Annotated in this window: 13 protein-coding genes; 9 read left to right on the forward strand and 4 right to left on the reverse strand. The window is 54.4% G+C overall.

Annotated features, from left to right (window positions below):
• Window positions 1-132: 132 nt before the first annotated feature.
• A complete protein-coding gene (locus PN477_RS09980; RefSeq protein ID WP_272147233.1) occupies window positions 133-471 on the forward strand; it encodes an archaeosortase/exosortase family protein in 339 nt (112 codons plus the stop codon).
• A gap of 113 nt (window positions 472-584) precedes the next feature.
• Here the strand turns inward: PN477_RS09980 and PN477_RS09985 are convergent, their stop codons facing one another.
• On the reverse strand, window positions 585-854 hold the full coding sequence (locus tag PN477_RS09985) for a hypothetical protein (RefSeq protein ID WP_272147234.1): 270 nt from the start codon (window positions 852-854) through the stop codon (window positions 585-587).
• Here PN477_RS09985 and PN477_RS09990 point away from each other — a divergent pair.
• The 3 genes from PN477_RS09990 (at window position 848) to PN477_RS10000 (ending at window position 4,199) form a co-directional block, all read left to right on the forward strand.
• Window positions 848-1,543 (forward strand): cyanoexosortase A system-associated protein, encoded by a 696-nt coding sequence (locus tag PN477_RS09990; RefSeq protein WP_272147235.1) that lies wholly within the window; start codon window positions 848-850, stop codon window positions 1,541-1,543. The two genes, PN477_RS09985 and PN477_RS09990, sit on opposite strands and share 7 nt — an antisense overlap.
• A 351-nt stretch (window positions 1,544-1,894) precedes the next feature.
• On the forward strand, window positions 1,895-3,082 hold the full coding sequence (locus tag PN477_RS09995; protein ID WP_272117695.1) for an HhoA/HhoB/HtrA family serine endopeptidase: 1,188 nt from the start codon (window positions 1,895-1,897) through the stop codon (window positions 3,080-3,082).
• Window positions 3,083-3,263: 181 nt separating this feature from the next.
• Window positions 3,264-4,199 (forward strand): histone deacetylase family protein, encoded by a 936-nt coding sequence (locus tag PN477_RS10000; RefSeq protein WP_272117696.1) that lies wholly within the window; start codon window positions 3,264-3,266, stop codon window positions 4,197-4,199.
• Between the two features lie 402 nt (window positions 4,200-4,601).
• Here the strand turns inward: PN477_RS10000 and PN477_RS10005 are convergent, their stop codons facing one another.
• The 3 genes from PN477_RS10005 to PN477_RS10015 form a co-directional block, all read right to left on the reverse strand.
• Window positions 4,602-5,195 (reverse strand): fasciclin domain-containing protein, encoded by a 594-nt coding sequence (locus PN477_RS10005; protein WP_272117698.1) that lies wholly within the window; start codon window positions 5,193-5,195, stop codon window positions 4,602-4,604.
• Window positions 5,196-5,302: 107 nt separating this feature from the next.
• Complete coding sequence (locus PN477_RS10010; RefSeq protein ID WP_272117700.1) at window positions 5,303-7,522, reverse strand: dynamin family protein; 2,220 nt, start codon at window positions 7,520-7,522, stop codon at window positions 5,303-5,305.
• A 1-nt stretch (window position 7,523) separates the two neighbouring features.
• Window positions 7,524-7,817 (reverse strand): DUF3082 domain-containing protein, encoded by a 294-nt coding sequence (locus tag PN477_RS10015; protein WP_272147237.1) that lies wholly within the window; start codon window positions 7,815-7,817, stop codon window positions 7,524-7,526.
• Between the two features lie 105 nt (window positions 7,818-7,922).
• On the opposite strand from PN477_RS10015, the gene PN477_RS10020 reads away from it, so the two are divergent.
• From PN477_RS10020 to PN477_RS10040, 5 genes are all read left to right on the forward strand, one after another.
• On the forward strand, window positions 7,923-8,936 hold the full coding sequence (locus PN477_RS10020) for a 4-hydroxyphenylpyruvate dioxygenase family protein (RefSeq protein WP_272117703.1): 1,014 nt from the start codon (window positions 7,923-7,925) through the stop codon (window positions 8,934-8,936).
• Window positions 8,937-8,986: 50 nt separating this feature from the next.
• Window positions 8,987-10,192: an aspartate aminotransferase gene (locus tag PN477_RS10025; protein ID WP_272117705.1), complete on the forward strand. Its 1,206-nt coding sequence runs from the start codon at window positions 8,987-8,989 to the stop codon at window positions 10,190-10,192.
• Between the two features lie 244 nt (window positions 10,193-10,436).
• On the forward strand, window positions 10,437-11,834 hold the full coding sequence (locus PN477_RS10030; RefSeq protein ID WP_272117707.1) for an NCS2 family permease: 1,398 nt from the start codon (window positions 10,437-10,439) through the stop codon (window positions 11,832-11,834).
• A gap of 457 nt (window positions 11,835-12,291) precedes the next feature.
• Window positions 12,292-12,609, forward strand: coding sequence for a thioredoxin (gene trxA, locus PN477_RS10035; protein WP_272117709.1), 318 nt, complete (start codon window positions 12,292-12,294; stop codon window positions 12,607-12,609).
• Window positions 12,610-12,778: 169 nt separating this feature from the next.
• A complete protein-coding gene (locus PN477_RS10040; RefSeq protein WP_272117711.1) occupies window positions 12,779-13,840 on the forward strand; it encodes an LOG family protein in 1,062 nt (353 codons plus the stop codon).
• The last annotated feature ends 577 nt before the right edge of the window (window positions 13,841-14,417 follow it).

Here is a 14,417-nt window from a genome sequence, read left to right on the forward strand (position 1 = left end):
CAAATTGCTGCCCGCGTTAAACGGTCTGGGGCTCAGTGGTCTCGCCACAATGTGCCTAAGGTTCTTCTACACCGTTGTGCTTATCTCAATGGTGAACTCTATTAATCTCTATGTACTATCTGCATAACTGGGATGCACCCTGTTCATGAAGGGTGTTCCGGGGCGGGCATCATTGATTTTCTGTTGCGACTGTCGTTCCTGTTCTTAATTATTTTCACGACAAGTCGAGCGGGGAAATGGTTATCGCCCTTGATTGCGATCGCCCTCGGTTTTATCATCAACGGGGTGCGCGTCGCTCTGATGGCATTTTTGATTAACAATTTCAACACAGAAACCTTTGACTATTGGCATGTGGGTGACGGTTCACAAATTTTTGGAGCCATCGGGGTGATCCTGCTAGGGGGCATTTGCTACCGTTTCATCCAACCCGAACCCTCTGATTCTCCTCAATCTTCCGAGCATGGAACCTAATTCTTTTAAATCATCTCAATCCAACCCCGAATCTCAACCCCATCCCCCTACCCCAGATCCTGAACCCCCATCCCCCGCTGATGCCGCCAACGGTGCTGAGTCCACGCCACCGGCTACATCAGAATCCTCGGCTGATCCAATCCCTGGCGATTCAACACCTTCCCTAGAATCAGCATCCTCGGAGGAAGCCCCACCCGTTCCTGAACCTGTTGCTGATGACTCAGCACCCGTTCCTGAACCCGGTGCTGAACAATCCGAGGCTGATGAATCAGCACCGACTGAATCAGAACCCATGACTGAATCAGCACCGACTGAATCAACACCGACTGAATCAACACAGACTGAATCACTGCCCGCTGCTGACTCGGAGGCGGCTGTGTCACCGAGTCCCCCAACGTCAGCAACGCGCCTTTGGCTGCCGATTTTGGCGTTGAATGTTCTGATCGTCGTGGGGGTAGCGGTGCGGGTGTTCACTGATCCGAGGGTGGGAAATTTGCAGGCCTATGAGTTTCCGGAAACCATCGAGATCGAGGGCTGGAACTTTACGGATAGTGAGTCGATCAAGCCGGTGGAAAAGCCCGAATATGAAGGGTCTAGCTATCGTGCGGGTCGTCACTATCGTTATCGGCAGGGGCGCACACCGTTGGATGTGGAGATTCGCTATGTGACGGAAACCCTGGGCGGGGTTGATCTGTTTACCCGTGAGCATGAACGCTTTCAGGGTAAGGCGGATGGGGAAGAAATTGTCGCCCTGATTCGCCAGAGTCCGGAGACGGGGGCGTTTGCTCAACTCACCTATGATGACTATGCCTATATCAGCACTTGCATTAACCCGCGTGGGTTGAGCACGGTGTCGCCGGATCAGTTCCAACGCAATCAGGAGCTTTATGATACGGTGATGGGTCGGGTGATTCCGTGGTTGTTGGGGCGCGATCGCTGGCGAGACGATCGCTGTCTCTGGACGTTGATGTATATGCCCCTTGGCGATGACCCCGACCAAACCCAAGACCAACTCGAAGCCGCTTGGCGAGACTGGTTTGACACCTGGGAGGGTCAATTTCCACCCCTATAATTCCCCTCCAAAACCGCCAATTTCAAAACTGTCTGGGCAGGACACATCTTCTTCATATGCCTGTGACGACCCTGTGACATCCGCTGCTTATAGTGAGAATCAAGTAAGGACACGTGGGCTACGGAATAACCTCTCACACCCTCCCCTGGTGTAGCCCACGACTCACCTTGGACATCATAACAACACCCAATTAGAGGGGGGAGGCGTTCCCTCTCTTTTTTTTTCTCGTCCTGTTATAGCACTAGCCAGAGCGGTTAGGACATTCAGAGACTCTGGCACAAGGGGCTTAAGCCCCTTGCCTATCCTAATGCCCTTGTTGATTGCTATACGTCGTTCATTTCCTGGATTACCATGACTGATTCTCAAACTTCTGCCCCCTCTTCCCCTACGGCTCCTCGTCGCTTCAAATGGTTAACCCATCTCTCCCTTGTGGTCATGGGTGCGGGGTTAGCTATCGGCGGCCAACAGTTCTATCACCAAACGACAATCCCCGCTAATCCCACCGACTCGGCCCAAGCGATCGCCCCTAGATCCCCCTCGATCGTGCCCCGGAATTTTGTCGCCGAGGTGGTGCAACAGGCCGGCAATGCGGTGGTGCGCATCGATGCGTCCCGCACGGTGAAAACGCAAATGCCCCCGGAATTTAATAACCCCTTTTTCCGGCAATTTACACCGCCGAATCTCCCCGATGAACAGATCCAACGGGGGTCGGGTTCCGGCTTCATCACGGCGGCCAATGGCGAAATTTTAACCAATGCCCATGTGGTGGATGGGGCGGATACTGTGACGGTCACGCTTAAAGATGGTCGGACGTTTGATGGGCGCGTTGTGGGTGCTGATCCCGTAACCGATGTGGCGGTGGTGAAAATTGACGCGGAGAATTTACCGACGGTGAAAATCGGGGATTCTGAGCAATTACAGCCCGGTGAATGGGCGATCGCGATCGGGAATCCCCTCGGTTTGGATAGCACCGTCACCACTGGCATCATCAGCGGCACGGGTCGCAGCAGTTCCCAAGTGGGTATCCCCGACAAGCGGGTGAACTTTATTCAAACCGATGCCGCGATCAATCCCGGCAATTCCGGCGGGCCGCTGCTCAACGATCGCGGCGAAGTGATCGGCATCAATACGGCGATCATTCGCAATGCCCAGGGCCTTGGGTTTGCGATTCCCATCAACCAAGCCCAAGACATCGCCGCGCAACTGATGGCCAACGGTCGCGCTGAACATGCCTTCGTCGGGATTCAAATGGTTCCCCTCACCCCCGAAGTACGGCAACAGGCAAAACAGCAAGGCGGTCTCGATATTCAGGCCGAAAAAGGTGTGCTAATCGTCCAAGTTGCGCCCAATTCCCCCGCTGATCGGGCCGGGTTGCAGCCGGGGGATGTGGTGCAACAGATTGCCGGTCAAGGCGTTGATGATCCGAGTGTGATTCAAAATCAGGTGAGCGAAACGAAGGTGGGCGATCGCCTCACCTTGCAAGTGGATCGCGCCGGTCGCAGCCTGGAGATCAATGTCACTGTTGGCACGCTAGAGTGATAGATTTCCTCAAGTTTTCCCGTTTCTTCTTGCTCCTCAATTAGCTCCGTTTCAGGTCATCGCCCCTTGTTCATCCGGGGGCAGGCCCACAAACGGGGCTTTTTTTTCGGGTTAACTCAACCCACGGCTCCGAGAGTGAAGACTTACCCTTAAAATGGGCGGTGATGCTAGGGGAGCTACCATGTTTTCTATTATTTATTCGGATCGTTTTCTCGACCATGACACCGGCAGTTATCACCCTGAACGCCCAGAACGGTTAACCGCGATCGTCGATGCGTTAAAAGCGGCCCCGTTTTGCGATCGCCTCACCTGGCGCACCCCCACCCCCCTCGCCGATCGTGACGCGCTGCCCTGGGTCGCGCAAGTCCATGAGTCGCGCTATATCGACGTGGTGCAGCGGTTAACCCAGCGGCCCGGCGGCGGCGCGGTCGATATGGATACCCCCGTTTCGCCCCACAGTTATGATGTGGCTCTCTTGGCGGTGAATGCCTGGCTCGATGGGGTGGATCTGGCTTGTCAACAGGAGCCAGCGTTTATCGTGGCGCGGCCGCCGGGTCACCATGCCACCGCTGAGATGGGGATGGGGTTTTGTCTGTTTTCCAATGCGGCGATCGCGGCCCATTATGCCCTCACCAAACCAGAGATTCAGCGGGTAGCGATCCTCGACTGGGATGTGCATCACGGCAACGGAACCCAAGCGATCGCTGAACAGCATCCCGCGATCGCTTACTGCTCGCTCCATCAATGGCCCTGCTACCCCGGCACAGGCAAAGCCGACGAAACCGGCCACCATCACAACGTGCTCAATATTCCCATGGGGGCAGGGAGCGATCGCGCCGACTACCAAGCCGCCTTCACCGATCACGTCCTCCCCTTCCTCACCCAAGCCCGCCCCGACCTCCTGATCGTCAGTGCCGGCTACGATGCCAACCACGACGATCCCCTAGCTGGTATCTCCCTCCGTCCCGACGATTTCGGCACATTCACCACCCAAATCCGCGATCTAGCCCCCCGCCTCATGTTCGGCCTCGAAGGCGGCTACGATCTCCCCAGCCTCTCCGCCTCTGTCTGCGCCACGATCGCCGCCTATCTCGAACCCACTCCCACCCCTTCCTGATTGGGGTTGATTAAGCCACAGGAGTCACCAGAGTTAGAAGATGGCGAGCAGTAGTTAGAAGATGGCGAGCAGTAGTTAGAAGATGGCGAGCAGTAGTTAGAAGATGGCGAGCAGTAGTTAGAAGATGGCGAGCAGTAGTTAGAAGATGGCGAGCTAGAAGCTCGCACTACAACAGAAAATTAATACATCAGTAGTGTGAGCCTCTGGCTCACTAACTCTTCGATTGGCTCACTAACTCTTCGATGTGGATGGAGCAGGAGCCATCCGGATCAGATGATGGGTTTTGATCCAATCGTGAAAAGCGGCGAGGCGTTCATTTCCTGGCCGCTTTTCACTCAAATCTTGAAACGAGACAATCCGCGTTGCATCACTGATCGCGAATTAGCTCTTCCCAATCACCCTTTACCACAGGCCGCGGATCGGTTCCGGTTGCATCCGGCTCGCCAATTCATCCGCCACACCTGCGGGGATCAAGACGCGATTAATCGCATGGATCACGCCATTGCTCGCGGGCACATCGGGCATAATCACACTACCGTTATTGACCACCACTTTATCGGGGTCAACCCGCACGGCCAGGCCGCCATTCAAGGTTTCCACTGGGCCCGTTTCGAGGTCGCTCGACATCACTTCACCGGGGACGACGTGGTAGGTGAGGATTTCGGTGAGTAAGTCGCGGTTTTCGGGTTTGAGGAGGGCATCAACAACACCATCGGGGAGTTCTGCAAAGGCTTCGTCAGTCGGTGCGAACACGGTGAACGGCCCTTCTCCAGAAAGCGTTTCAACCAAACCAGCGGCTTGAACGGCTGCCACCAAGGTTTCAAAGGATTCGTTACCGCTGGCCACATCGACAATCGTGCCGGGGGTTTCGGCTTGAGCCACTTGGATCGGAGCTTCGGGCTGGGGTTCTGCTTGTACGGGAAGGGCGATCGCGCCCCCCAAACCGATCACGGCCGCGAGAACCATCAAGGATTGAGAGAAGGGTTGTACGGTCATGGCAATGTAAAGTTTTGCGAAGTCTACTCCCCCAGTCTAAGTCAGTTTTTTTGAAGATGGTGGCGATTGGGGGCTGGGATACGCCGAATGTCGGAGCGCGATCGCGCTCACTGCACCGGCCGCCAACTATCGAGTAACTGCTGTAACTCGGTGAGGTTGGCTAAGTAGCGATCGAGTCCCTGTTTTTGCACTGCTAAAAACGCCAGAATTTGATCCACTTCCGCCTCGCGGGTTTCCCGTTCTTTCAAGAGGCGATCGAATTCCGCCAAAAAGCGGTTGATATAGTCATTAATTTGCTTTTCAACCAGGCCAAAATCCTCCGCCACCTGTTGTTTGATCACCCGCTCGACAACCAGTAAACTGCCCCGCGTTTGGGAATCAATTTCATACTGAATTGCTTCGATGGTTTGGCGCAGATCAATTTCATAATAGGAGCGGTGATCATCCACTTGAATATCCACTTCATAATCCCGACAGAGGGCGCTTTTCTTTTCACGAGTCCAGCGGGTATAGTTTTCCGTTTGTTGTTGAACTTGAGTATCAATGCCTTTAAAATCAAACACCAACATTTGAATCGGATTGATATTCATCGAAATTTCCAAGGCTTCCCCTAAATATTGCGATAACTCATCGGAAATATCTTGGATATTACGCTGCATTTCGTCCACCAATTCCCGCCGAATTTGCGTACCGTAGCGGGATAGATGATCCTGGGTATTTGTCCACCAATCTTTAATCAGCAGGGAACAAAAGCGGTTAATATCTTGCTTGACCTGTTCAACTTCCGCTTCGCCGTTGCAGTGGATCGCGTAGGGATTTTCCGCATCATCGGCGATGAATTTTCGCACCACGGATTTAAAGGAGTCGGCGAGGTTTTGGGGAACGTGAAAATTGGGAGGATCGGAAGGGTTGGCGGGATCGGGTTCGGGGGCACTGTAGGGATTAAAATCGGAAAACCGATATTGAACAAACAGATCAAATTCCTGTTGAATGGCGATCTTGGCATGTTCGGCAAAGTCGGTAATTTGCCAGCGAAATTGTTCAACGAGTTTTTGTTCTTGATCTTCGACTAAGCGTTTAACGCCGCGAATTTGAATAATCGCATTTTTTGCCAAGCGTTTGTATTCTTCCATTCGTTGGCGGAGGGGTTGAATTTCAATGCTCCAGCCTTGAATGCGGGTGTTGAGAATATCTTCAATGGCGTGGGCAGATTTATCGAGCTTGGCGGCCACATCCCGCAGCAAATTCCAGCCGGAATTACGGACAATGTCGGATAATATCGATTGTTCAATGCTGGGGATGAGGCTATCTTGGAGGGCGCGATCGGCGACTTTATAGGGGGAGGGCATGAGCAGATCGCCGTCGGGGGTTTCTTCGGCGTAGCGGCCGGAAAAGAAGCGTTTGAAGTCTTTTAAATGGGTTTCGCTGGCGCGATCGCTCTGAATCAATTTCGCCAGCAACCCCTGCCAAGCACTGGCGGGATAGATCACCGGATTCCGAATGCCGAACTCTTGGAGGCTACGGCGCAGATCGTCGATGACATGGGCGATGGGGCGGTCTTCTTCGGTTTTGCGGTCGATTTTGTTAAGGATGAAATAAACGGCGCGTTGGCTGCGTTCGAGGAATTCACCGCGATGTTGGGTGAGGTTGTGCAGCAGTTCGGAGTTGGTGCTGTCTTTAAAGGAGGAGTAATCCAACAGGAAGATGATCACCTCACAGTTGCGCAGCGCGTCGAGGGTGGTTTCGCGCAGGTAGAGGGTGTCGAGGGCGGTGTCGCGCCATTCGTTGGGGCCGGGGGTATCAACGAGGGTGAAGCCGTTGAGACAGGTGTAGTGATCGAGGGCGGCGATGGGGTGGTAAAGCTCGAAGCGGGTGGTGCGATCGCGGTTACCCGTGGCGCGAATCAGATGGGTGCGTTGGAGGAATTGCTGACGGATGAAGTGGGAATCGCCCTGGGCAATGGTGACGGGGTGGCGTTCGGTTTCGCGATATTCGAGCAGGTAGGGGATTTGACCGGGTTCGATGGGTTTAATTTCCGTGCGGCAGACGGTGCAGGATTCGGTTTCCGAAGCAAGGACATCGGCCCCGATCAAGGCGTTGAGAAAGGTACTTTTCCCGGCCTTCATCGCGGCGATCACCGCCACTTGGTAGCGTTGCTCGTGGAGGGCGTAGAGGGTGTGTTCAATGTCAGTTTCAAGGCTGCGGAGGGTGGAGCGATCTGCTTCGGGGGCGACTTGCTTGGCGCGGAGGTTTTGCAAGAACTGCACCAAGAGCATCCCTAAATTATGTAAATTCTCGTAGGCGGCTTGAAACTGCTGGGAAGACATCTTACGGCTGCTGTTGACGGGTGAATTGGAGTTGTACCGCTAACGCGAGCAGGCCGACGGCGGCGATCGCAAAAACAACTGTCCCCAGTGTAGCGACTCCCACCACGAGGGTACGCACGGCCACAGCGAGATTCATGGCTGTGGCGTTCACGGTGGGCAGGGGCTTGGTGGCGAAGGTGGTGGCAATGTTACTGGTGAGGAAATAGAGGGCTGTACCGAGGGAGCCTGCGATCGCAGCACCCGTGAGACAGCGGAGGGGAGTCGTAGCGGGAGTATCGGGCGCAGGTTGGGTCATGGGTTGCTGAAATGATTCTCCATCGATTTTATCGGGGGCGATCCCGAAACGCAAAAACAATTCCGTTAAAATACGGGCAAACATTGCCAGGTAAGGTCAGAACGAATGCAGATTCATCACATTCAGTTTTATGTTCATGATGCACGCTACTGGCAAACGTGGTTTGTGCAGAAACTTGGCTTTACGGCTCTACCGATTCGGGTTGATGGCGATACGATGAATGGTGATGTGGTCTGTGGTACGGTGCGGCTCCGTCTCGCTTCGGCCCGCACTGACCACAGCCCCGTGGCGGACTACCTTCAAACCCATAGCCCTGGGGTGAGTGCGATCGCCTTTACCGTGGCTGATCCCGATGCGATCGTCACCCGCGCCCAAGCCCACGGCGGCCACATCCAACCCACCCCCTACAGCACCGCCCCCACCCTAATCACCCCTTGGGGCCTCCATCATCCCCTGCTGCGCACCCTTCCCCCCCAACTCCCCCGCCAAACCTCCACCCTGGCGATCGATCACATCGTTCTCAACGTCCCCAGGGGCGAACTCGATGCTGCCGTTGCCTGGTATCAAGCCGTCTTTGGCCTCGTCCCCCAACAGCGTTTTGATATTCGCACCCATACCTCCGGACTCCATTCCCAAGTCCTCACCCACCCTGAAACCGGCCTGCAACTCCCGATCAACGAACCCAGCACCCCCAATTCCCAAATCCAAGACTTTCTCCACCACAACGGCGGCCCCGGCATCCAACATATCGCCCTCGCCCCCGCCGCTATCCTCCCCATGACCCAACGCCTCCGCCAAGCGGGGGTACAGTTTCTCTCTGTGCCAACCCAGTACTACGCCACCGTTGAGGAAAAATATCCCCGCCTGCCCCTCAGTGCCGAAGATTGGCGAGCCATCCGCGCCGCCCAAATCCTCGTTGATTGCCCCCACCCCGAAACTCTTTTGCTGCAAATCTTCACCAAGCCGATTTTTGATCAACCCACCTTTTTCCTGGAACTAATCGAACGTCGCCACCAGGCCCAAGGGTTTGGCGAGGGAAATTTTCAAGCGTTATTTGAAGCGATCGAACTCCACCAACGGCGCAATTCACCCATTGCCGCCAGGAGCAAAGGCAACTAGAATAGAAGTTTTACGAATTTTCCCTTTTGCATTTCTGTTGAGATTCGCCCATGCGTGACAATTGGATTACCCCGGCTGATCGGTTAAGGGCATTACCGCCTTACGTGTTTGCTCGCTTGGACGAATTAAAAGCCCGTGCCCGTGAGCAGGGTTTGGATTTGATTGATTTGGGGATGGGAAACCCGGACGGGATGGCTCCCCGGCCGGTGATTGAGGCGGCGACGGCGGCCTTTGAAAATCCGTTGGTGCATGGCTATCCGCCCTTTGAGGGGACGGGGGATTTTCGAGATGCGATCGCCCGCTGGTATAAACGGTGCTACAGCGTCGATCTTGACCCCGATAGCGAAGCCCTACCCCTCTTGGGATCAAAAGAAGGCTTAACCCACCTCGCCCTCGCCTATGTGAATCCGGGGGATGTGGTGCTGGTTCCGAGTCCGGCCTATCCGGCCCATTTTCGCGGCCCGATGATTGCCGGGGCCGAAATTGCCCCGATGGAACTCAACGCCGCCCAAGATTGGCTAATTGACCTGAGCCGAATTCCCGAAGAGCAGGCCCGCCGCGCTAAAATCCTCTATTTCAACTATCCGAACAATCCCACCACCGCCACAGCACCCCGCGAGTTTTTCGAGGAAATCGTTAAATTTGCGCGGCATTATGAAATTCTGCTGGTGCATGATCTCTGTTACGCAGAATTGGCGTTTGATGGCTATCAACCCACGAGCTTGCTCGAAATTCCCGGCGCGAAGGAGATCGGGGTTGAATTCCATACCCTGTCGAAAACCTACAATATGGCCGGGTGGCGTGTGGGGTTTGTGGTGGGCAATGCCCAGGTGATTCAGGGCTTACGGACGTTAAAAACGAACCTGGATTATGGGATTTTCTCTGCGATTCAGGCCGCTGCTCAAACGGCGTTGCAGTTGCCCGATGAATATGTGCAACGGGCCCAACGCCGCTATCAGGAGCGGCGGGACTTTGTGATTGCGGGGTTGGGTGAGTTGGGCTGGTCTGTGGCTCCGACGAAGGCGACGATGTATCTGTGGATTCCCTGTTCGGTGGGGATGAGTTCGACGGATTTCGCCCTGGATCTGCTGCAAAAAACGGGGGTGGTGGTCACGCCCGGTAATGCGTTTGGCGAGGCGGGAGAGGGCTATGTGCGGGTGAGTTTGATCGCGGATTGCGATCGCCTCGGTGAAGCGATCAACCGCCTCAAACAGGCCGGAATTCGCTACGACTACAGTACCGTGCCGTCTCATTAGCTCCCCGCCCCACCCAGAGCGCAAGCCCCGCCAGGGATTTCAATCCCTGGCTCAGAGCGCAAGTAGGCTAACGCCTACTTGCGCTCTGAGCCAAGAACTTCAGTTCTGGGCGGTGATGGGCTGCTTCAATCTACCGCATCGCCCCGAATTCACCCGATCGCGCTTCAATTTGTATCCCTCGTACTACGGCATCATCGCCAAACCCTCTACAATTGCGGCGTAAATTTTGGTGAATCTGTGCGGTATGACTTCTGATCCCGTCTCGCAACCTCAACCCCCAACCCCTGAACCCGAAAGCGGGTTAAGCAAATTTTTCCATCTCGCGGAACTCAAAACCGATGTCCGCACCGAAGTGATCGCTGGGGTGACGACTTTTTTCACCATGGCCTATATTTTGGTGGTCAACCCGGTGATTCTGTCTAACGCAATTTTCCTGGAAGAATCTGGGGATCTCTTTGGTGAAATTGCGATCGCCACGGCCCTATCCGCCGCGATCGCCACCCTGATCATGGGGCTGTACGGCAACTTTCCCTTCGCCCTCGCCCCCGGCATGGGCTTAAATGCCTACTTTGCCTTTTCCGTCGTCATTGGCCTCGGCATCGATTGGCGCGTTGCCCTGGCCGCCGTCTTTATTGAAGGCATCATTTTCATCATCCTCACCCTGACCAACATTCGCGCCCAGATCGTCAGCGTCATTCCCGAATGTATCAAACACGCCACCGCCGCCGGGATTGGTCTATTCATCGCCTACATTGCCCTTTCCGGCAGCACGGAAGTCGGCGGCGCGGGGCTAATCGTCCCCTACGAAGCCACGATCACCACCCTCGGCGATCTGAGTAACCCCAATACTTTAATGGCGATCGCCGGTATCTTCATCACCTCCGCCTTCGTCGCTCGCCGCGTCAAAGGTGCATTACTCTGGGGCATTCTCGCCACCGCTGTTTTGGGGTGGATTCTCGGCATTGCCTCCCCCCCCGAAGGCATTGTCGCTCTGCCTCAATTGCCCGTCGATCTCATCGGTCAGGCCTTTGTCGGGATCGGTCAACTGGGCAGCATCAACATCGGGCAACTCTTCTCGGTGATCTTTGTCTTCCTATTTGTGGACTTGTTCGATACCGTGGGAACCCTGACCGGGTTGGGCATCAAAGCCGGCTACATCAATGAAGAGGGCGAATTTCCCAACGTCAATAAAGCCTTCATGGCCGATGCCATCGGCACCACCGCCGGCGCACTCCTGGGCACTTCCACCGTCACCAGCTACATCGAATCCGCCTCTGGCGTGGCCGAAGGGGGGCGCAGTGGCTTAACGGCGGTGAGCAGTGCGGTGCTCTTTACCCTGTCGATTTTGTTTATTCCCCTCTTGGCAGCAATTCCGGGGTTTGCCACGGCTCCGGCCTTGGTGATTGTCGGGGTGTTGATGGCGGGCAGTTTACGCTATGTCCGTTGGGATGATCCGGCAGAATCGATTCCCTCGTTCTTAACGATTCTGATCATGCCCTTGAGCTATTCCATCGCCGAAGGTCTGGCGGTGGGGCTGATTACCTATCCCATCCTCAAGACCATGCAGGGTAAATTCCAGGAAACCAAGGTGGCGATGTGGGTGCTGGCGGTTTTGTTTGTGGTGAAGTTTGCGATCGCATAGCCACCATCAACACCGGGTGAAAACAGTCCGCCCAACCCTAACGAATGGAAAAAAACCATAATCCATTCCCAAAAAGAGGCCGATTCCCAAACTCAGCGGAATTCTCCTCAGACGTTCAACCCCAATCTAATCCACGAAACCTGGCAAAACCAAAGCAGTACCTTACAATGGAATTGTGCGGAGACGAAAGTTTCCGTTCACTCCTCACACCACTTTCCCGCCCAAGCGATTGGGCGGTTTTTTCGTGCCGTGCTTCTCTGGGCCACCCCTCGATCCCCACCGCCCAATGTCCTAGAGTTGCTTAACCCGGCAAAGGCAACGCTCCAAGTCTTAAGAAACACAACAGTATTGAAGTGTTAATGTTCAAATCAGTTCCATAAGATATGGAGGAATGGGTGCTTTTACTATGTTAGAATTGCCCAGTATAATGATAGACCGGTAAAGGAATCCCAACCCAATGACCGAACCAGTTACAGATAAAGAATTTAAAGCCGTTGTATTAGATAGCGACATTCCTGTCCTTGTTGACTTTTGGGCACCTTGGTGTGGACCCTGCCGAATGGTTGCCCCTGTGGTTGACGAAATCGCTCAACAATATGATGGCAAAGTAAAAGTGGTCAAGCTCAACACCGATGAAAACCCTGCTGTGGCAAGTCAATATGGGATTCGGAGTATTCCCACGTTGATGATTTTCAAAGGCGGTCAGCGTGTTGATATGGTGGTTGGGGCAGTTCCGAAAACGACTCTAGCCAGTACCCTCGAAAAATATCTTTAACATTGCTGTTCAGACTTGCCAGCGATCGCACCCCCAAGCCAAACCCCTCTTTCAACCCAGAGGGGTTTGGTTTAGGGCGTAACACCTCGGAGTCGCGGAGAAGCGGCGATCTTTCCATTCCCGTCCGGAATTCCGGTAAAATAGATCACCTTACTCCATCCTCGCTCCTATGGTTACTCCAGACGCAGCCCCCGACGATCTGAGCCATGCTCTCACCACACTGCTCGATCGCTGGGACAAACTCCAGCATCAAAAATATGTTAAGCGTGCTCTGAATGTGATCCTCCGCCTCACGGAGGAACAGGTGGATCGCCTCGATTGGAAAATTCTCACCGCCGCGATAGAAGACCTTGAAGGTGGTTTCCAGGTCTTCTATCCCCATCGCCACGTTCGCAAAGTGAGTATTTTCGGCTCGGCCCGTACCCCGGCGGATCAACCCATTTATAAAATGGCTGTGGATTTTGCCCACCGCATGACCCAACAGGGGTTTATGGTGATTACCGGTGCGGGGGATGGCATCATGGCGGCGGGCAATGAAGGCGCAGGCCGTGAGCAGTCCTTTGGTTTAAATATTCAGCTTCCCTTTGAGCAAGGGGCGAATGCGTACATTGCCGGGGATGACAAGCTGATGAGCTTTAAATATTTCTTTACCCGGAAGTTGTTTTTCCTGCGGGAAAGTGATGCGATCGCTCTGTTTCCCGGTGGATTTGGCACGTTAGACGAAGCGTTTGAGAGTTTGACCCTCTTGCAAACGGGGAAATATGGCCCCGCTCCGGTGGTGTTGATCAATGAACCGGGTAGCGACTATTGGAATTCCCTCGATGAACATATCCGCGAACACCTGCTGCGGGAAGGCTTAATCAGCCCCGATGACCCCAGCATCTACACAATTACCGATGATCTGGATCTCGCCTGTGGGGTGATTAACCGCTTTTATCGGGTCTATCATTCAAGCCGCTATGTGGATCACAAGTTCGTGATGCGCTTGAATAGTGAACTGGCCGACGATGCGATCGCATTTCTCAACCGCGAGTTTAGCGACATTTTAGTGCAGGGCGCGATCGAAAAATGCACCGCACTCCCCACAGAACAGGATGACGGCACGCTCCATTTACCCCGCCTCCAGTTTGAATTCAACCAAAAGGACGCGGCCCGCCTGATCCAAATGATCAGCAAAATCAATCAATTGGGCGCATTCTTACCCGAAAGTGACCACCCAGAACGCAAGTAAAGCGCGATCGCACCCTGGCTCTTGGGTCTCAAACTCATGCCATAGCCCAGCCAAAATGATGCGCGATCGTAGGGTGGCTTAGGCGGCTTAAACCCCCGCTATCACTGCAATCTAGCAATCCACCGTAACCCACCGCTTCAGGTATAGCTCAAACAAGGGGCGAATCCTAAACCTTTCGCCTGGTTGACTGACTTGATCGCCCTCACCCCCAACCCCTCTCCCAGAGGGCGAGGGGAGCCGATCCATTTTTCCAGTTCCCTCTCCCAGAGGGAGAGGGCTAGGGTGAGGGCTTTCCGGGATCTGGCTCATCAGTTTTGTCAGCCAACCAGGTCTTTCGCTCACAGCACAACTGGATTGAAATTTCCCAGAGCCACAGGAGCGGGATTTTTAAGTTAAATGTTTAGCCATAATATAGCGGGAAATGGGAGACAGAGGATAGGTTGACATACTCCCCCACTAAACCCTACGGGCTATAGTGGGGGATTCTGAACAGCCAGTTACCTGACCATTTATCCACTCAAACAACGAGAGTTGCAGAGGGTTGCTAGGCTCAACGACTAACGCCATTGATTTATCC

The organism is Spirulina subsalsa CS-330 (assembly GCF_028330765.1).
Taxonomy (GTDB): domain Bacteria; phylum Cyanobacteriota; class Cyanobacteriia; order Cyanobacteriales; family Spirulinaceae; genus Spirulina; species Spirulina subsalsa_A.

What these genes read in the sequence shown, in the direction of transcription:
- PN477_RS09980 (WP_272147233.1), top strand. Translation starts at nt 133, where the DNA reads ATGCACCCTGTTCATGAAGGGTGTTCCGGGGCGGGCATCATTGATTTT.
- PN477_RS09995 (WP_272117695.1), top strand. Translation starts at nt 1,895, where the DNA reads ATGACTGATTCTCAAACTTCTGCCCCCTCTTCCCCTACGGCTCCTCGT.
- PN477_RS10000 (WP_272117696.1), top strand. Translation starts at nt 3,264, where the DNA reads ATGTTTTCTATTATTTATTCGGATCGTTTTCTCGACCATGACACCGGC.
- PN477_RS10005 (WP_272117698.1), bottom strand. Translation starts at nt 5,195, where the DNA reads ATGACCGTACAACCCTTCTCTCAATCCTTGATGGTTCTCGCGGCCGTG.
- PN477_RS10010 (WP_272117700.1), bottom strand. Translation starts at nt 7,522, where the DNA reads ATGTCTTCCCAGCAGTTTCAAGCCGCCTACGAGAATTTACATAATTTA.
- PN477_RS10015 (WP_272147237.1), bottom strand. Translation starts at nt 7,817, where the DNA reads ATGACCCAACCTGCGCCCGATACTCCCGCTACGACTCCCCTCCGCTGT.
- PN477_RS10020 (WP_272117703.1), top strand. Translation starts at nt 7,923, where the DNA reads ATGCAGATTCATCACATTCAGTTTTATGTTCATGATGCACGCTACTGG.
- PN477_RS10025 (WP_272117705.1), top strand. Translation starts at nt 8,987, where the DNA reads ATGCGTGACAATTGGATTACCCCGGCTGATCGGTTAAGGGCATTACCG.
- PN477_RS10030 (WP_272117707.1), top strand. Translation starts at nt 10,437, where the DNA reads ATGACTTCTGATCCCGTCTCGCAACCTCAACCCCCAACCCCTGAACCC.
- trxA (WP_272117709.1), top strand. Translation starts at nt 12,292, where the DNA reads ATGACCGAACCAGTTACAGATAAAGAATTTAAAGCCGTTGTATTAGAT.
- PN477_RS10040 (WP_272117711.1), top strand. Translation starts at nt 12,779, where the DNA reads ATGGTTACTCCAGACGCAGCCCCCGACGATCTGAGCCATGCTCTCACC.